At 57.1% G+C, this 21,017-nt stretch carries 19 protein-coding genes; 12 read left to right on the forward strand and 7 right to left on the reverse strand.

The genetic code is table 11. The features are described from left to right. Positions 1-15 precede the first annotated feature (15 nt). Positions 16-1,656, reverse strand: a complete 1,641-nt coding sequence (locus F0155_RS16670; protein WP_150525680.1) for a long-chain-fatty-acid--CoA ligase — start codon at positions 1,654-1,656, stop codon at positions 16-18. A 161-nt stretch (positions 1,657-1,817) separates the two neighbouring features. On the opposite strand from F0155_RS16670, the gene F0155_RS16675 reads away from it, so the two are divergent. The 3 genes from F0155_RS16675 (at position 1,818) to F0155_RS16685 (ending at position 4,414) form a co-directional block, all read left to right on the forward strand. Then, positions 1,818-2,273: a methyltransferase family protein gene (locus F0155_RS16675; protein ID WP_150525681.1), complete on the forward strand. Its 456-nt coding sequence runs from the start codon at positions 1,818-1,820 to the stop codon at positions 2,271-2,273. Between the two features lie 45 nt (positions 2,274-2,318). Beyond that, the gene (locus F0155_RS16680) at positions 2,319-3,392 is read left to right on the forward strand and encodes a glycosyltransferase family 4 protein (RefSeq protein ID WP_150525682.1); all 1,074 of its coding nucleotides are present in this window, start codon (positions 2,319-2,321) and stop codon (positions 3,390-3,392) included. 71 nt (positions 3,393-3,463) lie between these two features. Then, positions 3,464-4,414 carry a glycosyltransferase family 2 protein gene (locus F0155_RS16685; RefSeq protein ID WP_161599824.1) on the forward strand — a complete coding sequence of 317 codons (951 nt, stop codon included), beginning with the start codon at positions 3,464-3,466 and terminating at the stop codon, positions 4,412-4,414. Between the two features lie 25 nt (positions 4,415-4,439). On the opposite strand, the gene F0155_RS23440 is transcribed toward F0155_RS16685, so the two are convergent. From F0155_RS23440 to F0155_RS16695, 3 genes are all read right to left on the reverse strand, one after another. Then, positions 4,440-4,586, reverse strand: a complete 147-nt coding sequence (locus tag F0155_RS23440) for a hypothetical protein (protein ID WP_161599825.1) — start codon at positions 4,584-4,586, stop codon at positions 4,440-4,442. A 75-nt stretch (positions 4,587-4,661) separates the two neighbouring features. Beyond that, positions 4,662-5,774: a glycosyltransferase family 61 protein gene (locus tag F0155_RS16690; RefSeq protein ID WP_208999326.1), complete on the reverse strand. Its 1,113-nt coding sequence runs from the start codon at positions 5,772-5,774 to the stop codon at positions 4,662-4,664. A gap of 102 nt (positions 5,775-5,876) precedes the next feature. Further along, the gene (locus F0155_RS16695) at positions 5,877-6,800 is read right to left on the reverse strand and encodes a LysR substrate-binding domain-containing protein (protein WP_150525684.1); all 924 of its coding nucleotides are present in this window, start codon (positions 6,798-6,800) and stop codon (positions 5,877-5,879) included. A 159-nt stretch (positions 6,801-6,959) separates the two neighbouring features. Between F0155_RS16695 and F0155_RS16700 the strand changes: the two genes are divergently transcribed. After that, positions 6,960-8,177 carry an acyl-CoA dehydrogenase gene (locus F0155_RS16700; RefSeq protein WP_192913828.1) on the forward strand — a complete coding sequence of 406 codons (1,218 nt, stop codon included), beginning with the start codon at positions 6,960-6,962 and terminating at the stop codon, positions 8,175-8,177. A gap of 45 nt (positions 8,178-8,222) precedes the next feature. Continuing rightward, the gene (locus F0155_RS16705) at positions 8,223-9,404 is read left to right on the forward strand and encodes an NAD(P)/FAD-dependent oxidoreductase (protein WP_150525685.1); all 1,182 of its coding nucleotides are present in this window, start codon (positions 8,223-8,225) and stop codon (positions 9,402-9,404) included. Between the two features lie 17 nt (positions 9,405-9,421). Here the strand turns inward: F0155_RS16705 and F0155_RS16710 are convergent, their stop codons facing one another. After that, positions 9,422-10,282 carry an N-formylglutamate amidohydrolase gene (locus F0155_RS16710; RefSeq protein ID WP_150525686.1) on the reverse strand — a complete coding sequence of 287 codons (861 nt, stop codon included), beginning with the start codon at positions 10,280-10,282 and terminating at the stop codon, positions 9,422-9,424. Positions 10,283-10,572: 290 nt separating this feature from the next. On the opposite strand from F0155_RS16710, the gene F0155_RS16715 reads away from it, so the two are divergent. After that, entirely contained in the window at positions 10,573-11,751 is a 1,179-nt protein-coding gene (locus tag F0155_RS16715; RefSeq protein WP_150525687.1) for a pyridoxal-phosphate-dependent aminotransferase family protein, read from the forward strand. Positions 11,752-11,770: 19 nt separating this feature from the next. On the opposite strand, the gene pap is transcribed toward F0155_RS16715, so the two are convergent. After that, the gene (gene pap / locus F0155_RS16720; RefSeq protein ID WP_150525688.1) at positions 11,771-13,243 is read right to left on the reverse strand and encodes a polyphosphate:AMP phosphotransferase; all 1,473 of its coding nucleotides are present in this window, start codon (positions 13,241-13,243) and stop codon (positions 11,771-11,773) included. A 308-nt stretch (positions 13,244-13,551) separates the two neighbouring features. On the opposite strand from pap, the gene F0155_RS16725 reads away from it, so the two are divergent. Further along, a complete protein-coding gene (locus tag F0155_RS16725; protein WP_192913829.1) occupies positions 13,552-15,600 on the forward strand; it encodes a bifunctional DedA family/phosphatase PAP2 family protein in 2,049 nt (682 codons plus the stop codon). 22 nt (positions 15,601-15,622) lie between these two features. Here the strand turns inward: F0155_RS16725 and F0155_RS16730 are convergent, their stop codons facing one another. Further along, a complete protein-coding gene (locus tag F0155_RS16730) occupies positions 15,623-16,660 on the reverse strand; it encodes a DUF1176 domain-containing protein (RefSeq protein WP_161599826.1) in 1,038 nt (345 codons plus the stop codon). 201 nt (positions 16,661-16,861) lie between these two features. On the opposite strand from F0155_RS16730, the gene F0155_RS16735 reads away from it, so the two are divergent. From F0155_RS16735 to F0155_RS16755, 5 genes are all read left to right on the forward strand, one after another. Then, the gene (locus F0155_RS16735; RefSeq protein ID WP_150525690.1) at positions 16,862-17,290 is read left to right on the forward strand and encodes a YeeE/YedE family protein; all 429 of its coding nucleotides are present in this window, start codon (positions 16,862-16,864) and stop codon (positions 17,288-17,290) included. A gap of 4 nt (positions 17,291-17,294) precedes the next feature. Next, complete coding sequence (locus F0155_RS16740; RefSeq protein WP_150525691.1) at positions 17,295-17,765, forward strand: DUF6691 family protein; 471 nt, start codon at positions 17,295-17,297, stop codon at positions 17,763-17,765. After that, entirely contained in the window at positions 17,758-18,651 is an 894-nt protein-coding gene (locus F0155_RS16745) for an MBL fold metallo-hydrolase (protein WP_150525692.1), read from the forward strand. The genes F0155_RS16740 and F0155_RS16745 overlap by 8 nt, the downstream gene beginning before the upstream one ends. A gap of 31 nt (positions 18,652-18,682) precedes the next feature. Further along, complete coding sequence (locus F0155_RS16750) at positions 18,683-19,093, forward strand: protein tyrosine phosphatase family protein (RefSeq protein ID WP_150525693.1); 411 nt, start codon at positions 18,683-18,685, stop codon at positions 19,091-19,093. A gap of 159 nt (positions 19,094-19,252) precedes the next feature. Beyond that, positions 19,253-20,977 (forward strand): SulP family inorganic anion transporter, encoded by a 1,725-nt coding sequence (locus tag F0155_RS16755; protein ID WP_150525718.1) that lies wholly within the window; start codon positions 19,253-19,255, stop codon positions 20,975-20,977. Positions 20,978-21,017: the final 40 nt, after the last annotated feature.

The following is a 21,017-nucleotide window of genomic DNA, read 5'->3' on the forward strand; positions in this document are numbered from 1 at the left end:
TTTTTTTCCAACGTCCTAGCCAAGCGAGACCTCAGGCATCTCGTGTTCGGCGAACTGCTGGCGCAATGTCAGTTTTGAGACCTTTCCTGTTGCCGTCAGGGGAAGGCTGTCCACATAGACCACATCATCGGGAAGCTGCCACTTGGCAAAGTGCCTGGACAGCATTTCAATCAGCTCTTCCCGGGGAGCTTCCGCCCCGGCGGCTGCTTGCACGACAAGCAAGGGTCGTTCGGTCCATTTTTCATGCGGAACGGCAATAACCGCGCAGCTTGCCACTCCCGGATGAGACATCACGACATTTTCCAGATCGAGCGAACTGATCCATTCCCCACCCGACTTGATCAGGTCCTTTGCCCGATCGGTGATCAGCAGGAAGCCGTTTTCGTCAATCGTGGCAACGTCACCGGTCTTGAACCAACCTTCCGCATCAAAGGCCTCATTGTTGGCGCCTTCGTCCTCAAAATAGCCGCAGGTGATTGTGTTGCCTCGGACAAAGAGATTGCCGGGGGATTTGCCGTCATGCGGCAGCCGGTTGCCGTCATCATCGGTGATCTTCAATTCAACGCCAAAGACCCGCCGCCCTTGCGAACTCTTGGCTTCAACGCGTTTATCCAGTGGCAGGTCGGAGAGTTCGACCGGCAGATTTCCCTGCGTCCCGATAGGGCTCATTTCTGTCATGCCCCAGGCGTGGCAGACATTCACCCCGGTCTTTTCAAAGGCTTCGATCATGGAGCGCGGGGCCGCAGACCCGCCCACAACAACATCGCCGAACCCGTCCGGATTGCGTCCCTCGGCCCTTATCTGGCCAAGAAGACCAAGCCATACGGTCGGAACCCCCCAGGCGGAATACACCTTCTCCTGATCCATCAGGTCAAACAGGCTCTTTCCATCCAGTTTTGGACCGGGGAATATCAGTGACGCGCCCGTCAGCGGCGCGGCATAAGGCAAACCCCAGGCGTTCACATGGAAGAGAGGAACGACGGGAAGAATTCGCCTTCCTTCCCGCAGGACATTCGGCAAGGTAATGCCTGCCATCAAGGCATGAAGCACGGTCGATCGGTGGGTATAGAGCGTCCCTTTGGGATTACCGGTCGTCCCGGAGGTGTAACAAAGGCCTGCCGCCGTGTTTTCCGCTAGATCCGGCCAGTCGAATTGGTCAGGCTGGCCGTCCAGAAGATCCTCGTAGCACAAGAGCTCGAGCCCCTCCGCTGTCGGCATATGTGCCCTGTCGGTCATTGCGACGATACGCATATCCTTCGGGAATTGCGGTGCCAGCTTCTGCAGGAGCGGTACAAAGGTCACATCCGTAAACAGCAGCCTGTCCTTCGCATGATGCACGATATAGAGCATCTGTTCGGCGGAAAGGCGCGGGTTGATGGTGTGGCATACAGACCCGATTCCGGAAATCGCGTAATACAGCTCCAGATGACGGTAGCCGTTCCAGGCGAGCGTCGCGATGCGATCGCCCCGCTCCATGCCAAGCCCATTCAGACCGCGGGCCAGCTGTGCGGTCCGCTTCGCTGTCTCTCGATAAGTGGTGCGGTGGATATCACCTTCCGTGCGAACCGAGACGATTTCGCCCTTGGGGAAATTTGAAGATGCAAAGTCCAGAATGTCCGCGATTTTCAGCGAACGATTCATCATCAAGCCTTCCATAGAGTTCCTCCCACTCCGGATGGTGACTCATCGCAAAAGGTGGCCGCTTTTCTCCTCGCCAACGGTCTGCCTTTTGTTTCACTATAAAGCGCTTACATTGCTTGAAAAGAGACACTTGCGGACATTTCATTTCTGTCCCACCTGCAAGGTGCACGAACACCATGAAGCCTCTCGTTCCTCCCCCGCTTGTAACTTTCGTCGCCGGTGTGCTGATCTGGTATGCAAACCGTCAATTTCCTGAGTTTTCCTTTGTTTTTTCAGGTCAGCTGGGCGCAGCCATTCTGGTCGCCTCGATCGGCTTCTTCATTGAACTGGCCGGCGTCATTCAGTTTTTCCGCCGCAAAACCACGGTGAACCCACTAAAACCTGAACGAGCCACCGGCTTGGTAACGGATGGCTTTTATCGCTTCACCCGCAACCCGATGTATCTGGGCATGGTGCTTCTGCTGACAGCATGGTCCGTGTATCTCGGCGCTGTGGTGCCCGGGCTTCTGTTCGCCGCCGCTACCGTCTGGTATCTGACGCATTTCCAGATTAAGCCCGAAGAGCTGGCACTGGAGACCCTTTTCGGCGACGAGTATCTCGCCTACAAGACGCGGGTCCGGCGCTGGATCTGAGACTCCCTACGCCACCGCCCCGCGACCTTGCCGGAGAGCAGAAACTTGAAAATTGCTGCGGTATTGCCACGAGGCATGATCTTTTCGCCAAAGGGCGCGACCTCCATCGATCTGGTCACAAGGGACCTGATGCTGTCTGGCGGCTACGGCAGCGAGGCATTCGTGGTTGGCGCGAAGGTCGATGACCCCTTCGCAGATGTTGACTTTCGGGCCATTGATGCGGACGGCAGCAAGGCTTTCCTCAAAAATGCAGGACATCTTCTGAAATCGGAAAAGCCTGATCTTGTCGTTGTGCACCAACACCCGGAGAGCGCGGCGGCACTGGCGCGTGCCATTGCCCCTATTCCGGTTGTTCTGCACCGGCATGGGCTTTTACGCAACAAGCGCGGGCTGCTTTCAAAGTGGCGCAAGGGACGGCAATTCTCGAAGCTTGCCGGGGTGATTTTTGTCAGCGACTTCCTGCGTCGGCGGTTTCTGGAAAACTATCCCCTGATGGCTGACAAAGCCCATGTGGTCTGGAACGGAATCGACACCGACTTCTGGAAACCCGCGAGTTCAAAGCAGACGTTCATCGCATTTGCGGGGCGCGCAAGAGCAGACAAGGGCATCCTTGAGCTGGCATCCGCCTATACTTGCCTGAACCCCGAAGGCTGGTCGCTGGAACTGGCTCTTGCGGTCCAGACAGATGAGGAGCGGCAGTTTTTTGATGCGCTGATGCGCAAGATTGCAGGCTCAAAGACAATTACGATCAGAAAAAACCTGTCAGCTATCGAGGTGCGGGACCTGTTTGCCCGATCAGCCATTGCCGCCCTGCCGTCCATAGTGGAAGAGGGGTTTCATCGGGCTGTCATCGAGGCCATGGCCTGCGGCTGTGCAACGATAGCCACACAGCGCGGCGGCGCTCCCGAAGCTGCTGGAGGCGCAGGCATCCTGCTTCCGCCTGATGAGGGAGAAGCGCTTGTCGATGAAATCAGGGTAACCCTGCAGTCCCTGATCGATAATTCTGACAAATGCCAATCGCTCTCGGAAACTGGACGGGCGCATGCCCTTCAACATGCCGACATCCGCGCCGTGGCCGAGAAGCACATGAACGTGTTGAAAACCCTTGTCACGTCATAGCTAAGCTTGCACATAGTTAAGCTGCAGCACTAGGTATTGAATCCGTAGTATTCAAAGACTGAATGTATCAGATGAAAACTTCTCCGCTCCGATTTGGTATCATGGTCTGCACGGCCCAACGTCCGCTCATGTTGCGCAGCTGCCTAGAAAGCCTGATAACTCAAGACACTTCCGACGAATGGCAGATCGAGATTTGTGTAGTGGAGAACGACACCCAACCACTTTCTAGAGGCACGATTGACGAGCTGAACCAAACGTCTCCCTTTCCTATTCGATACGAGATGGAACCGCGCAGAGGAATTCCCTTTGCGCGCAACAAGACACTCGATATGGCGAAGGCACAAAACTACGATTGGATCCTGCTTATTGACGACGATGAGGTCGCCCGCAAGGACTGGCTGGCAAAGCATGTGCAGACCGCCCAAAGCTTCAATGCGGATATCAGCTACGGACAGATCAAACGCACTTATGAGCAACCGCTTCCCATCTGGGCGCCTCAAGAAACGCCCTTAGACAAAAATGCTGGCGTACAGCTCTCTCGCGCGTCGACAAACAATGTGCTTTTCAAAAGCGCCCTTCTTCACCCCCCCGCCAATCTGAGGTTCAATAATGCATTGACCTACGGCTACGAAGATCTCGATTTTTTCGAAAACGCGGCCCAGCTTGGATTTAAGATTGTTTGGGCACCAGATGCCATTGTAGAAGAATATGTGCCAGCTAGCCGTGTCGCATCCAAGCGTATCATTGACTTCGCCAAATCCTGCGCCGCGGCCCATGTTCAGGTGGGTATCTTGCGAAAAGGATATTGGAAGGTCTTTCCCAAGTTTTTCTTCAAGGGACTCAGACGGGTCCTTAGCGCTACTGTCTTGGCAGCTGTTGCCTATGTTCCAGCTCTATTCGGCTCCGCGACCTTCGTCAATTTATATTACCGTAGCCGAATGCGTTTAGCGCGCGGAATTGGGAATCTTCTTGGCCTTTTCGGGCGACCACCATCTTATTATTCAACCATTGACGGGCATTGAGCACATCTGGCTCATAGCGCGAGAGTCATCTGTTGGCTTCAAACGCCGCCTTCCGCCGCAGGACGGAGAAGCGCTCGTCGATGAAATCAGGGTAACCCTGCAGTCCCTGATCGATAATTCGGACAAATGCCAATCGCTCTCGGAAACTGGACGGGCGCATGCCCTTCAACATGCATACATCCGCGCCGTGGCCGAGAAGCATCTCCAAATTCTGAAAGCCGTCTGACGGAAAAACCGAGCCCACTTGTCACTGTGTTTGCCGCTGGTTGACTTCCAACGCCGTCTCGAGGCTCTCCCGCAAAGTGTCCAAGTCAACTTCTGTACTGGCCGAAAAGGCGCGTCCAATCGGGTTGATCGCGAAAAAGCTGTCATAGGAAAAGCCGCGTTCACGAGCGACCATGTAGTAGTGCGGCGACCCCATGCCCGGATTGAATATCTCAACCAATCCGCCGGGCTTTTTGCTCCGAAACAAAACATTTGTCAGTCCCGCGCCATGCGGCCCTGCAACAATCGGGGCATGTTGAAAAATCTCGACCTGCTTTTCCAGCAAATGGTCGCCGGGATCGATCGTCTCAAACCCGAGAGATCGAGCGACGTCGTCCATCTCTGCCTGATTTCGAAAGGTCCGCCCGTTGGCAGCATTCGCGCGCCGTACCACGAAGAGCGGCGCGGCATCTTTTGACGGGGCAGGCGCTCCGAGTTTGTCTGCAAGCCAATCGAAAACCCTGCACTGACAAAAGAAGGCGCGCACCAGATAGGGGCTTTCGACAAGCACGACCTCCCTTTTGCCCTGTACCACTATTTCGCGCGCGCCAAAGGCTCCGAGTTCCTGTGCTCGCTTGAAGAAGGCGGTCTCTGCCGTTCTCTCAGGGACAAGAAACGGTATGTCCGTCGGCAGTCCTAGTCGTTCAACCAGCTCCACCCTGCTCATCACATAAAGCAGGAAATGGAAATAATTGTCGCCATGGACATGGTGAAGCAGGATCGCCGACGCCAAAGTCCTGTGCCCAGACTTCAGGTGCGAAAGGAATCTTGGGCTCCGCTCGCGAAGAGGCTGATCGCTTGATCCCCATAGTACCCTGCCTTTATGAAACAGAATGCCCATTTTCGGATCAACAGTGCATGGTTCACTGACGCGGTAGAGCGCCTCGATGTCCTGCGTCTTTCGCCACTCTGCAAGAAAATCTCGCGCCTGATCGGGCAGGACTTCGGGCTCTTCGTCGGAATAGGGAGCTTTCGTTTCGATGTGCAGTGTGTCGAGAAATGGTCCCACGTCGGTCTTTGGCCAACGATCATCGACACCACGGATAATGGCCTTACGGAAGGAATGATAGCGGTCTCGAAATTCTGCGGCGTACATTATGCATTCGATAGAAATTATTTATAGGAACACAAATATCAAACCACCTCATCTCTTCAATTGATTTCTTTATCTTTCCGTCATTTTTTTGCTCCCTGCATCCTACCCCGGCAACACCTCATCTTCATCGGCAAGCACCTGCCGTGCTTCGTCCATAAGCCAGGTCCGGAAGGCGGTGACGACCGGGCGCAGTGTGCGATTTTCCGGATAAACGAAGTGATAGGCCGTCGCTTGAGACAACGAAATGTCGAACAGTTGCACAAGACGGCCTGAAGCAAGTTCGTCCTGAATGAAGAAACGGGGCATGAGCGCAGCCCCGACATTGTGGATCGCGGCTTCCGAGATCATGACGAACTGTTCGAAACGGGCGCCTTGAAAGGCAACCTCGGTCGAAACACCGGCAAGGTCGAACCACTGCCTCCAGGCAAGAGGTCGGGTCGCAAGTTGCAGCCGGGGTACGCGAATGAGATCAGCAGGCGTGCGGATGTCATGGCGATCCCGGAAAACCGGTGAAGCAACCGCAATCACCTCTTCGGGAAACAGCGGTTCGGCGATGGCCCCGGCCCACACCGGGTCACCGTGGTGAATAGCCCCGTCAAAGGGCTCATCCTCAAAATCAAAAGGCTGCAATCGAACACTCAAGTTGAGCCCTGCATTGGGATAGACCCGCAAGAAACGGGACAGGCGCGGCGCAAGCCAGCGGGTTCCGAAGGTCGGCAGAACGGCAAGGTTCAATACATCCTCGCTGCCCGCATAGGACATGACCTGACGGGTGGCGTTGGTCAGGGCTTCCATGGCACCGCGGATGTCATGCAGATATAAACGCCCGGCATCGGTCAAGACGATGCGCTGACGCACACGGCGAAACAGCTCCACGCCGAGCCTGTCCTCAAGCTGGCGGACCTGTTTGGAAATCGCGCCCTGCGTCAGATGAAGCTCTTTCGCTGCGCGTGTGAAGCTGCCATGGCGCGCAGAGCATTCAAAGGCGATCAGCGTATCTGCCGGCGGAATGAACGCACGCTTCATGCCTATTTATCCTTTATATTCAAAATTATTCCATTTAGGCATGAACTTTGTCGAAGCTTTCCCTTTATTGCAAGCCCTTGACCAAGGATAGTTCGCGCAAATGGAATGCTTCGGCCCTCTCACTGGCCCAAACTGATCCCGGCTTTAAGGACTGACATCATGAATGCACCGACAAACATCAAGGCTTCCCCGGCAGGCGGCGGCGTTTTCGACTGGCAGGACCCGTTCGTCTTGAAAGGCCAGATCGGCGAAGATGAAACCTTGATCATGGAAAGTGCGCGCGCCTATGCGCAGGCAAAGCTTCTGCCGCGCGTGATCGAAGCCTACCGGGAAGAAAAGACAGATCGCTCCGTCTTCAATGAAATGGGCGAACTCGGCCTTCTGGGTATCACACTTCCCGAGGAATATGGCTGCGCAGGCGCCTCCTATGTCTCCTATGGCCTGGTGGCGCGTGAAATCGAACGGGTGGATTCCGGCTATCGCTCAATGATGAGCGTGCAGTCCTCCCTGGTCATGTATCCGATTTACGCCTATGGCTCGGAAGAGCAACGCAAGAAGTACCTCCCCAAACTGGCCAGTGGAGAATTTGTCGGCTGCTTCGGCCTGACAGAGCCCGATGCTGGATCCGATCCGGCTGGCATGCGCACACGTGCGATCAAGACAGACGGCGGGTACCGCCTGACCGGCTCCAAAATGTGGATCTCCAACGCTCCGATTGCGGATGTGTTTGTCGTTTGGGCAAAGTCCGAGGCACATGACGGGGCGATCCGCGGATTCGTGCTCGACAAGGGCATGAAAGGCCTTTCCGCTCCCAAGATTGGCGGCAAGCTGTCTCTGCGCGCCTCCATCACCGGCGAAATCGTGATGGACAATGTGGAAGTCGGCGAAGATGCGCTACTGCCCAATGTATCAGGGCTCAAAGGCCCGTTTGGATGCCTCAACAGGGCTCGCTACGGCATTGCCTGGGGCGCTATGGGGGCTGCCGAAGATTGCTGGATGCGGGCACGCCAGTACGGCCTGGAACGCGAACAGTTTGGCCGCCCTCTGGCCCAGACCCAGCTGTTCCAGAAGAAGCTTGCCGACATGCAGACCGAAATCGCCCTTGGACTTCAGGCCGCGCTGCGCGTTGGTCAACTGTTCGATGCCGGCGAAGTTGCCCCCGAGATGATCTCCCTGATCAAGCGCAACAACTGCGGCAAGGCTCTGGATATTGCCCGCCAGGCCCGTGACATGCACGGCGGCAACGGCATTCAGGAAGAATACCACGTGATGCGCCACTCCCAGAACCTTGAAACCGTGAACACCTATGAGGGAACGCATGACGTTCATGCCCTGATCCTCGGCCGTGCTCAAACCGGCCTGCAGGCGTTCTTCTGATTTCCCTCCCGTTCGGCGGGACGCGAAAGAACCGGGAGTTGTTGAGTGACGAGGCGAAATGCGGACGTCGTTGTGATTGGCGGGGCGGTGATGGGTTCATCCACCGCCTGCCAGCTTGCCCAGCGCGCGGACTTTACCGGTAAGATTATCGTTCTTGAACCCGATAGTGGATACCAGCATTCCGCATCTGCCCGTTCAGCGGCTTCCATTCGCCAGCAATTTTCCACCGCGATCAATATTGAGGTTTCGCTTTTCGGGATCGAGTATCTGCGTTCCATCGGCGAGCATCTTGCGGTTGACGGCGAAAGTCCGGTAATCGACCTCAAGGAAGGCGGTTACCTCTTTCTTGCAACACCCGACAAGCAGGACATTCTTCGCGAAAACCATGCCCTCCAGTCACAGCTAGGCGCTAATATTGCCTTTCATGACACCGCCGGGCTTTCTGCAAACTTTCCGTGGCTACGGGTCGATGATCTTGCCGCCGGCTGCCATGGGGTGACCGGGGAAGGCTGGTTTGATGGCTATGCGCTCGTTCAGGCCTTTCGAAAGAAGGCCCGCGCGCTCGGCGTGGACTATCTGGCACAAAGGGCCATCGGACTGGAGAGAACCGGACAGGACTGGACAGTACAGCTGGACAACGGAGACACGCTGACTGCTCCGGTGTTGGTCAATACGGCAGGTGCTTCGGGAGGCGCGGACATCTGCAGAGCTGTGGGACTTGAGGTGCCGGTCCACAGCCGCAAGCGCTGCGTCTTTACATTCGAGTGCCGCACGCAGCTGGACCATTTTCCGCTCTTGATTGATCCGAATGGAACCTATGTCCGTCCCGAGGGCGCGGGTTATATCTGCGGCAGCGCCCCGCCGGAGGATCATGACCCTGACAGCCGAGATTTCGAAGTCGATCACTGGCTGTTTGAGGACCACATTTGGCCTACACTCGCCAATCGGGTTCCCGCCTTTGAAGCCATCAAGCCAGGCGCAGCCTGGGCAGGCCATTACGACATGAATCTTTTCGACCACAACGCGTTTGTAGGCGGGGTTTCAGGGCTTGATGGCTTTTATCTGGCGCTCGGCTTTTCCGGCCATGGATTGCAACAGGCACCGGCGATCGGTCGCGGGCTATCGGAACTGATAGCGACCGGATCTTACCAGACCCTCGATCTTGGACCGCTTGGAATTGACCGATTTTTCGGGAACAAGCCGCTCAAGGAACGAAACGTCGTCTGAGCGGACGAATACTGACGTCAGGATGCTTCAACGGCGAAAAGATCTTCGTCTTCGACACCTGCATCCGTGTCGACATCGGCCTGAACACCGCTCTCGCCACCAACCCAGTCAATCACCTTGGAAAATGCCCCTGTCATGGTGGCGTTCAGGCGGGTCACGCGCACCTTGTCCGGTTCGAAGGGCGGTGTCTCGTGGCGAAGATAGGCACGCTGCGCAACAACCACGGTCATCGCATGCACTCCCTGCTTCGGAGCACCATATGTACGTGTGATGTAACCACCGGTGAAAAGATCATCAACGCCGATCGAAAAGCCCGTTACGCCTGTGAAACTCTCCGCGAAGAGGACCTTCAGGTCCTTGTCGCAGGACTGACCTTCGTCTGTGCCGAGACTGATCATCGGCAAGCCGCGGTCACAAAACCCCTTGATGCGAGAGCGCATGGACTGACAATCGAAGAGCGCAACCTTCTTGTGCATTGTCTTCAACCGCGTCAGTTCGCTGCGAATGGCCTTGTGGAAAGGGTCATGGAACAGAAGCACCCTTTGCTCCTGTTCTGTCGGGCCGGGCTCTTCCTCGTACTTATAGATCTTCTTGCCATCCAGAGTGAGCGTCGGGCAGACAGATGTCGCGCTGTCCTCACTCGTGGAATAGTCGTCAGGAGCGCGATCCACATCGACAACCAGTTTTGAAACCGTGGTTGTGATCACGGTCGCATCCAGCGCCGCCGCCAGATCGAACACCTGATCCAGATGCCAGGACATGTCAGTCTGCAATCGTCCGGTCGCACTCATCCGACGTTCCACAGCCGGTGGAATCTCTGTTCCGATGTGCGGAAGACAGATGATAAGAGGATTATTACCCTTTTTGACGCGAATCATCGCAAAGCCCCGCAGACGATGCCGACATGACACCAAAACAACTAACTCAAAACTGGACGCCTACAACAGGAACTGCCGAATTCGAACACGGCCAGTCCTGCCTGACGCTACTGAAATCGGGATTCATCCGGTAATCTGAACCACCATTAAAAGACTACTCAAACAAGTCAGTTTTTGCAGTAGCAAAAATGAGTTGATCACACAAAGCGTCCGTAAAGTTACCTGTTTTGTCCAAACAATATTACGTGACACTGCAACAAATGGCGAAGCAGCCGATCCTGGAGCGCAAGATGACACTACGACAGGGCAAAGAGTTCCTGATGATACCGGGCCCGACCAATGTACCCGATGAAGTGTTGCGCGCCATGCATCGGCCAGCCATCGATATCTATGACGGTCCACTTGTCGAGACAACCGAGCAATGTCTTGCCGGGTTGAAGAAACTGTTCAGAACACAGCATCAGCTCTACATCTATGCTGCCAACGGACATGGCGCATGGGATGCGGCTCTTTCAAATACCCTGTCTGAGGGAGACCGCGTTCTGGTGCTGGAATCTGGCCTGTTTGCAACAGAGTGGGGCAAGGCAGCCAAGGTAATGGGGCTTGATGTCCAGCTTCTTCCGGGCGACTGGCATACGCCGGTTGATCCGAATGCTCTGGAAAAGGCCCTCAAGGAAGATATCGGGCACAGGATCAAAGCAATCCTCGTGGTGCAGGTCGACACGGCAACGGGCGTCTGGAACGACATTAGACGCCTGCGCACCGCCATTGACGCTGCTGCCCACCCGGCCCTTTTCATGGTCGACACGATTGCGTCCCTCGGGTGCATGCCTTTTGAAATGGATGCCTGGGGCGTCGATCTGGCCCTGACAGGGTCCCAGAAAGGGTTGATGACACCCCCCGGCCTTTCATTCGTTGCTGTCGGACCAAAAGCGAAGGCCACCCATGCGACAGCAAATCTGCGCTCCAACTACATGGATTGGACCTTCCGCGATGGTCCCGTTCACTATCAGAAATATTGCGGCACCCCGCCAGAGCATCTGCTTTTTGCCTTCAAGGCGGCACTTGACCTGATCTTTGCGGAGGGCCTCGAAAACGTCTGGCACCGCCACGCCCTTTTGGCCGAGGCCACACGGCGGGCTGTCGAGATCTGGTCCAGCGCAGGCAGCATGGACATGATGGTCCCCAACAAGACGGCGCGCAGCAACAGCGTGACCGTTGTGACCACCAATGGCTGGGAGGCGGAAAAACTGCGCACCTTCACCCGCGAACAGTGTGGCGTCACCATTGGCGGTACGATCGGCGACTATGCCGGGCGCGGCTTCCGGATCGGACACATGGGCCATGTGAATGCGGTCATGCTGCTTGGCACCTTGTCCGCCATCGAGACAGGCTTCATCAAGCTTGGCATTGCCCACGGCAAAGGCGGAGTGAACGCCGCCATGGAGTATCTGGCGCAGTCCATCTGAAAAGGGCAATGGAGCGGATTTAGACCCGCCGCTTCAGTTCCTTGCAAATGGTCTTGAGCACCTCAATCCTTGCATGGCGCTTGTCTTCCGATGACACGAGCGTCCAGGATGCATGATCGGTGTTCGTTCGCTCAATCATATCCCCGGCGGCAACGGCGTATTTGTCCCATTTCAGACGATTGCGCCAATCGTCATCCGTGATCTTGTGTTGCTTGTAGATGGTCTCCTGACGCGCCTGGAACCGACGGAGCTGCTCCTCGGCGCTGATCGCCAGCCAGAACTTGCAGACGATAAATCCGAAATCGGTCAGCTCGTGTTCGAACTCGTTGATCTCGCCATAGGCGCGCGACCATGCCTCAGGCCGCGCATAACCCTCAACCCGCTCGACAAGCACACGTTCGTACCAGGACCGGTCGAAGATCGCGATTTGCCCCTTTCTGGGAAGGCGCCGCCAGAACCGCCACAAATAGGGACGGGCCAGCTCCTCATCAGTGGGAGCACCGATCGGATAGACCTTGTAGATGCGGGGATCGAGGGGGCGAATGACCCGCCGGATTGCGCCGCCCTTTCCAGCCGCGTCATTGCCCTGAAAGACAAGGATCATGCCAGTTTTGGCAAAATCCTTGTGGTCGCTCATGTCAGACAGCTTTTGCTGCAATTTCTTGAGTTTCTTCGCATAGGTCTCTTCATCGAGCCTTGCGGTCAGATCAATCGTGTCAACAGGCGAACCGGCCTCACTTCGCTTGATGACGACCCTTGCAGGCGCGGGCGCTTTCGCCTTGCATGCCTCCAATCTGGCTCGCATGGCCTTGGCAATAGTCCGGGCAACAGCAGCATCGCGATATTGCGCATCCTGTGAGGGAATGACGAACCATGGCGCGTCTGCCGCGCCGGTTTCCTCGATGATCCTCTCCCCCAGCCGGGCAGCCTTGTCATAATTTTTCAAGGCAGCCCAATCGGCCAGAACATGCCGCGCGACATTCTTTTTCTTTCCGATTTTTTCAAGGCGGCGCTTCTGTTCATCCTTGGGCAGCGTGTACCAGAACTTTAGTACCAGCACGCCCTCAAGGGCCAACATCTCTTCAAACTGCCGCACTCGGGCAAGCTCCTGCCCAACGGCCTTATCGTCCATGTTACCGGCAACATGTTCGCGCAGGATCCGTTGATACCAGCTGCCAAACACGATTGCGGTTTCCCCCTTTGCGGGAAGATCGCGCCAGAACTGCCAAAGGCGCGGTCGTGCCTTCGCCTCGTCGGTCGGCTCTCCATAGGCGTTGCAGACAAGATGCCGGGCATCCATCCATTCATAAAGGCGGGCAACAGACTCGCCCTTCCCGGCCCCGTCCATGCCATCCACCACGATCAGCGTCGAAAATGCCTTCTTCTCGATCATCTCCAGCTGCGCAGACAGGAGCTCTTGTCGAAGTTCCGGCTCAAGTTTCCTGAAGCTCTTTCCATCCATCTTCTGGGGAAGATCCGCAGATTCGACCATTCACTGCCTCCCAAGGCCCCGTCAGACTTCACCGATACGGGCCGCCTCTATTTTGTATACAGAGTATTCGTCCTGAAAATCAGTTTAGACAACCGAACCGCCTGCCTGACAAGCCTCCGCGAAATCAATGGTTTGTCGCTTCGCCGGCAAGAAGACGCGGCAGGCGGGTGAAAAAAACCGGCGGATTCGGACCTTCTGGTCTATTGGTTGGGCCCTTCCGACCATATATGAAGCAAAATCAGGCCATTGGCTGTTGCCCTGAGCGGGAACACCCCAAGGCCCCAGCCGATGTGTGACCTGACGAGACCGTGCCAGATTTTCTGAACCAGATTCTCAATTTCATTGCCGAGAACCCGTCCATCGCGGGGCTTGTCTGCTTTGCGGCCGCGATGGGAGAGGCGCTGTTCATCATCGGTCTGGTTGTGCCCAGCACCGTTGTTCTGGTCGGTGCGGGCACACTTATCGGCCTTGGCAAGCTCGACCCGGTGTCGATCTTCATCTGGACAACCCTTGGGGCAACGGCTGGCGATGCCCTGTCTTACTGGTTCGGTTATTTCTACAAGGATCAGATCAAACGCGTCTGGCCACTTTCCCGATATGTTCATCTGGTGGAGAAGGGCGAGGACTATTTCCGCAAACATGGCGGCAAGAGCGTCTTCATCGGCCGCTTTGTGCCAGGCGTAAAATCTGTTGTTCCGGGCATCGCCGGCATGGTCGGCATGAATGCCTGGCGGTTTACGCTGGTCAATTTCACCTCGGCGTTGGCCTGGTCAGCTGCCCATCTTGGTCCCGGCATTATCGCCGGTACGGCGCTTGATGCGCTCGGCCAGATCAGCGGGCGCCTTGCTCTCGTTGTCGGAGCCCTGTGTGTCATCGTCTTCGTTTCGGTGATGCTCGGCCGCTGGCTCATTCTGATCATCATGCCACTCTTTCCCGGCGCACATGCTGCCATCGTGAAGTGGTTTGCCAGCCACAAGAACCCCGTATCGCTCTGGATCGCCGAAACATTCGACCCGGCTCATCCGAGATCTGCCGGGATGATCACCTCCGCGATCGTGCTGCTGGTCACCTTGCCAGCCTTCTTCTGGTTCGTTGGCGAGATTTCACCGGGCGAGCCTATGGTGCGTGCGGATATTGCCATCCTGAACCTGTTTGAAAGCCTGAGAACTCCGGCTGGTGACATCATCATGGTGTTCATCACCACGTTGGGAGACGGCGTGGTGGTTGCCTCGATCACGGCGGTCGTCACCCTTTATCTTCTGGCCCGCAAGGCCTGGCGGCGGGCAACAGGCTTTCTTGCCGCCATTGTGGCGACCGCCATCTTTGTCCCCGTCGTGAAAACCATGCTGCACCGTTCGCGGCCAATCGAGCTCTATTCCGGTGCGGATGCCTTCAGCTTTCCAAGCGGTCACGCAACACTGAACGCGGTTCTTTTTGGCATCTGCGCAGTTCTGGTGGCTCATGATCGCAGCCGCTGGACAAAAGCGGGCGTCTTCACCATCACCGCCATATACGTGATCACGATCGGCTTTTCCCGCGTCTATCTTGGCGCGCACTGGATGTCCGATGTTCTGGGCGGCCTTTTGTTCGGTACGGCCATGGTCTCGGCCTTCGGCTTCGTGTTCGGACCCATCCGCAATGAAAAGGTCGGACGGGCGACGCTTGCCACGCTTGTCATCGGCACGCTGGCCATTGTCGGCACATGGCACGCGACCCGCAATCTGGACTCCGCACTGGAAAGCTACGCCCTAAGGAGCGACCGGGTCGTCCTGACCCTCACCGATTGGCAGACCTCAAGCTGGAGCCAGATGCCGCTTAACCGCATCGAGCTGAATGGCGAGATCGAGGAACCGCTGGTCATCCAGTATGCAGGATCAACCGAGGCCTTTGCTGCGGCCCTTGCACCGCACGGATGGCAGATCGCACCGAAATGGTCACTGACGAGCGCCTCCGGGTTTGTCGCAGGCGAAACGCCACCAGAAGATCTCCCCGCTCTCCCGCGAACCCAGAATGGCCGACGCCCGTCACTGGTTCTGATCAAGAATGACCAGACTGAAGAGGGAGCTGAAAAAGCCAGCGGGCGCTGGATCCTGCGCCTGTGGCCAAGCCGCTATCAGGTGGCGGATGGCACGCGCCTTCTTCCCATTCTGACAGGAAGCGTGCTTCACGAGGAGATCCTGCGCCCGATGGGTGAGTTCTCCGGACCAAAGACCGACCTACAGGCGCCGGATCTGGCCGACAATCCGGCGCACCTCCTGCCAGGCTCGATTGTGAAGACCCGGCCCGATGGCACGTCTCTGGTGCTTGCGGTCTCAACTGATCAGCCTGCACAGCCCGCTTTACCGCGCAGAGAGTAGCAGCTGTCCAAAGTCTACCAGATCAGCGCACGGAATAGGCCACCGGCCAGCGCGCCGGATCGATTGCATTGCCATCGCAATCATACTTTTCGCGGAATTCCAGCAGTTCAAGTTCCAGAACTTCTCCGGGACCATCGATCAGACGAAAGGTTTGGCGAACACCGCAATCACCCGCGCCACGGTTGAGATCCGTTGTGACAATGTGGCCCTCTTTCCCGAAAACCGTTGCACTCATTGCCGCATAGTTCTGATTGCCCTCCAGTCTCGGCGGATTAGGCAAGGTCAGAAGCTCTCCCCAGCTTCCGGGTGGGTTTTGGGTAACACCGAAAACGCCGGACGCCTGATAGGCGCCGGAGGTGCACGGCACCTGCCACAGCAGGTAGGCGTCATTGATGATGTAGCGCGCGCCGCCCCAGGCGAAGAAACCATCGATGTCGCAGTGATCTTGGGCATAGTCGCGCATCAACTGGCGCAAAACGCCGGGCACCTTGGACACGTCGTCCAGCGGTGTTTCCTCTCCAATGGACAAGCCCTGAGGCAAACTGGCGGTTATTGCAGGCTTGGCAACTGGTGGGCACCCGCTTTCACCCTTTGCATTCGCCGTGAAGGGAACCCGCCCCTTCTTGATGACAGTCAGTTTGACCTTGTCGAAACGGACGAGGTCGGCCTGAAAGTCAACGTCGAGAACTTCGACCTGAACCTTGATGTCCCGGTCATCGGTTGCAAACAGGTAATGCTCTCCGAAGCCATTTGCCCCGTCGCCACCATGGACAAGAAGCCGGAGCGTATGGAAGTCACCGCCGATCTTCAGCCGGGCGTCACCGATACGGCCATCATCCGGCTTTGGAGCATGGAGCAGCAGAGAGTAACGGTCTTCGCCCGGGTCGCGGTTGTGCTGCCAGAACACCAGGCGGCATTCCGACTGCGCACTGCCAACATCCTGATATCCGAAGAGTTTCAGCGCAATTTCATAGTCTTGTTCTGCCGCGCTGACTATATTCGGTGCCCATGCCGCGCATGTTGCAATGCCCAGCGCGGCAATCCGTTTCAGTAATCTCATGACCTCCCCCTCAAACTCGCGTATAGATTGCAGCATCACCCAAGGGCAGACCAAAAGCAAATTCGCGAACCACATTTACTGGTGGCTTGGAATGAAGGGCCTTTCCGGGGACTAAATTGAGAGCGATCATGCATCTTCACCTTGCCAAACCGGAGTTCAACTCCTATACTTTCATAAATTTGAAACTATTGGACTGAAGGCATGACCGAATTCACTCCCATACTCTCGCTTCTGGGAGGCAGCCTGATCGGGCTGGCCGCCGTGGCACTCATGGCCGTTCATGGCCGCATCGCCGGTATCTCGGGGATTTTGGGCGGCTTGCTGCAAAGCCCCGGATCTGCCGACTGGTCGTGGCGCGCCGCCTTCGTTGCGGGCATGGCCTCCAGCGCCATGATCGTGGCCTTGGCGAGCGGATGGTCTCCAAACTATGAAGTTCCCGTTACAACCTTGATGCTGCTTGGCGGCGGTGTTCTTGTCGGACTTGGCGCAACCCTCGGCTCGGGCTGCACAAGTGGACATGGGGTATGCGGCATTTCACGGTTTTCTGCCCGCTCCATCGTCGCCACATGCACCTTCATGGCCACCGGTCTCGTGACCGTTTTCCTCATTCGTCACGTGTTCGGAGGCTAACAACATGCTCAAGCTCCTGACAGCCTTTGCAATTGGACTTCTCTTCGGGATCGGCATCCTGATCTCCGGCATGGCAAACCCGGCCAAGGTGCTGAATTTCTTCGATCTGTTCGGCACCTGGGACCCGAGTCTCGCCTTTGTGATGGGCGGTGCCCTGACCGTCAGCGTCATTGGCTACCGATTGATCTTCCGCATGAAGAAGCCGCTTCTGGCCCAGTCTTTCTCCTTGCTAACCCGGTCTGATCTCGATTCCCGCCTCATTGGCGGATCGGCAATCTTCGGCATCGGATGGGGCATCAGCGGAATTTGTCCCGGCGGCCTTCTTCCAGCCTTGAGCCTCGGCCGGATAGAGCCTATCTATGCATTGGTAGGAGTTCTTGTGGGTATTGCCGGGGCCAAGTTGCTAACCAAAACGCTTGACCGTCCGGCGGCCGCTCCGTCGCCAAACCAGATCAAGGGAGCCGGAAATGCCTGATACCATCTATCCCGTCGACATGGCTGTCGCGCCGATCGTCACCGCCTTCTTTGACAAGGCCACGAACACAATTTCCTATGTGGTTCAGGACCCGGCCTCCAATGCCTGCGCGGTTGTCGACAGCGTGATGGATATAGACTACGCCGCCGGGCGTATCACCTATGACCATGCGGACCAGATGATTGCCTTCATTCAGGAAAATGGCCTGAAGCTGGAATGGCTGATCGAGACCCATGTGCATGCCGATCATCTTTCCGCAGCGCCCTACATCCAGCAGAAGCTGGGCGGCAAGCTTGGCATCGGCGAGAAAATCACCGTCGTGCAGGAAACCTTCGGCAAGGTGTTCAACGAAGGCACCGAGTTCCAGCGGGATGGAAGCCAGTTCGATCACCTGTTCAAGGACGCAGATGTCTACAAGGTGGGCTCGATGACCTGCTTTGCCATGTACACACCCGGCCACACACCTGCTTGCATGGTCCATGTCTGCGGCAATGCAGCCTTTGTCGGTGATACGCTTTTCATGCCCGATGGCGGATCAGCCCGGGCGGACTTCCCGGGCGGCGACGCCGGAACGCTTTACGATTCCATCCAGAAGGTTCTGACCCTTCCCGACGAAATGCGCCTGTTCATGTGCCACGACTATGGTCCCAATGGTCGGGACATCCAGTGGGAAACGACCGTGGGCGACGAAAAGACCAACAATATTCACGTTGGCGGCGGCAAAACCCGCGAGGAATTCGTCAAGTTCCGGACCGAGCGCGACGCGCAACTCGACATGCCGAAACTGATCATTCCCTCGCTTCAAGTGAACATGCGCGCGGGCAAGTTGCCGCCGGCTGATGACAACGGCAAAACTTTCCTTAAAGTGCCGGTGAACGGCCTCTAGGAATAGGCCCAGTTTCATACAGGGATCCGGAATGACACCGAAAACCATCAATGCAGACTTGAGCGTGAGCCCGCAGATCGAACCGGGAGACATCGCGCAGATCAAGGCTCTCGGGTTCAAGTCGATTATCTGCAATCGTCCGGACGGCGAATCGCCGGATCAGGCCGATTTTGCAAGCATTCAGGCCGAAGCAGATGCGGCCGGACTGGAGTTTCGGTTCCTGCCGATCATTTCCGGACAAATGCAGCAGGCGAATGTCAGCGATTTTGCACAGGCGCTTGAAGCCCTCCCAAAGCCGGTTTTCGCCTATTGCCGGACCGGCACCCGCTGCGCAACGGTCTGGGCCCTGTCACAAGCTGGCAGTCGGCCCGTTGACGAGATCCTCCGCTCTGCTGCGGAGGCAGGATATGACCTGCGCCCCGTGTTCGGGATTGCAGGCTAGCCTGCCATTTGACGCCCGGCTCGTCCGGGCGTTTCCATTCAGGCCTGCTCGACGGCCTGATCTTCCCTTGAAGGTTGCCCCGTGACGAAGAGCAGTTCCTCGCGCGCCCTGGAGCGCTATGTCCCGATCCTTGGCTGGGGACGGTCCTATGACCGGGAAATGGCCACCAACGATCTGGTGGCCGCGGTCATCGTCACGATCATGTTGATCCCGCAATCGCTGGCCTATGCGCTGCTGGCCGGCCTCCCGCCGGAAGTCGGCCTTTATGCATCGATCCTGCCGCTGGTTGCCTATGCCATCTTCGGCACCAGCCGGGCCCTCGCCGTCGGTCCTGTGGCTGTTGTCTCCCTGATGACGGCATCTGCCGTTGGAGAGCTCGCAGCACAGGGAACGCCCGAATATCTTGGGGCAGCGATCGTTCTGGCATTCATGTCCGGGTTGATGCTTGTCGCCATGGGCCTTTTTCGCCTTGGCTTTCTGGCAAACCTTCTGAGCCATCCGGTGATTTCCGGTTTCATTACCGCATCTGGGCTTCTTATCGCGTCCAGCCAGCTGAAACACATTCTCGGCGTTCCGGCTTCCGGGCATACGCTATACGAGATCGGCGGAGCGCTTGTCGCCCATTTGGGTGACATCAACTGGATCACGTTTGCCATCGGCGCCAGCGCCACAGCCTTCCTGTTCTGGGTGCGCAAGGACCTGAAAAGAAGACTTCTGGCACTCGGGCTGAAGCCCTTTGTTGCGGATATCCTGACCAAGGCCGGACCGGTCGCTGCTGTTGCCGCGACAACTCTGCTGGCAGCTGCCTTCGATCTCGGGGAAAGGGGTGTACGGGTCGTCGGGGACATCCCGTCCGGTCTTCCGGTTCCGCAATTCCCGTCGTTTCAGTCCGATCTCTGGCTTCAGTTGTTGGGACCGGCGCTGCTGATCTCCGTGATCGGATTTGTTGAATCGGTCTCGGTCGCGCAAACGCTGGCCGCCAAGAAGCGCCAGCGTATTGAACCGGATCAGGAACTGATCGGCCTTGGCGCATCGAACATCGCATCGGCTGTCTCAGGCGGCTATCCTGTCACGGGCGGCTTTGCCCGATCCGTCGTCAATTTCGATGCAGGAGCTGCAACACCAGCTGCCGGAGCCTTCACAGCCATCGGGATTGCGGTCGCCACCTTGTTCCTGACCCCGCTGCTGACTCACCTGCCGCAGGCAACGCTCGCGGCAGCAATCATTGTTGCTGTCCTGTCCCTCGTTGATCTGGGGGCGATCAAGCGCACCTTTGCCTATTCAAAGAGCGATTTTCTGGCCATGGCGGCCACCATTCTCGTCACGCTGTTCTTTGGCGTCGAGCAGGGCGTTGTCACGGGTGTGGCCTTGTCCATCGCCCTGCATCTCTACCGCTCCAGCAGGCCACACACGGCCATTGTCGGTGTGGTCCCGGGGACCGAGCATTTTCGCAATATCGACCGCCATGCGGTGGTCACCGGCTCCAGGGTCTTGTCGCTTCGTGTGGATGAAAGCCTGTTCTTTGCCAACAGCCGGTATCTGGAAGACCGGATCTACGGGCTGGTATCCGACAGGCCGGAAATCGAACACGTCGTCCTCATGTGTCCTGCCGTCAACTCGATTGATGCGAGCGCGCTGGAAAGTCTGGAGGAAATCAACCACCGCCTCTCCGATAGCGGCGTTTCCTTCCATCTTTCTGAAGTGAAGGGCCCGGTGATGGACCGGTTGAAGCGGACGGATTTCCTGTCACACCTCACCGGTCAGGTGTTCCTCAGCCAGTATGACGCCCTGTGCACGCTGGATCCGCAAACGGCTCATATCTCGGAATCCCGCACACCAAAGAAAGCCGCGCAATCTGACATCTGGACGGGGCCGGAAATCTGAGCACATAGTCCGTGCAGCCACTATCGGCACTCCCATCAGG

Source organism: Roseibium sediminis (assembly GCF_008711325.1).
In the GTDB taxonomy this organism is placed as follows: Bacteria; Pseudomonadota; Alphaproteobacteria; order Rhizobiales; family Stappiaceae; genus Roseibium; species Roseibium sediminis.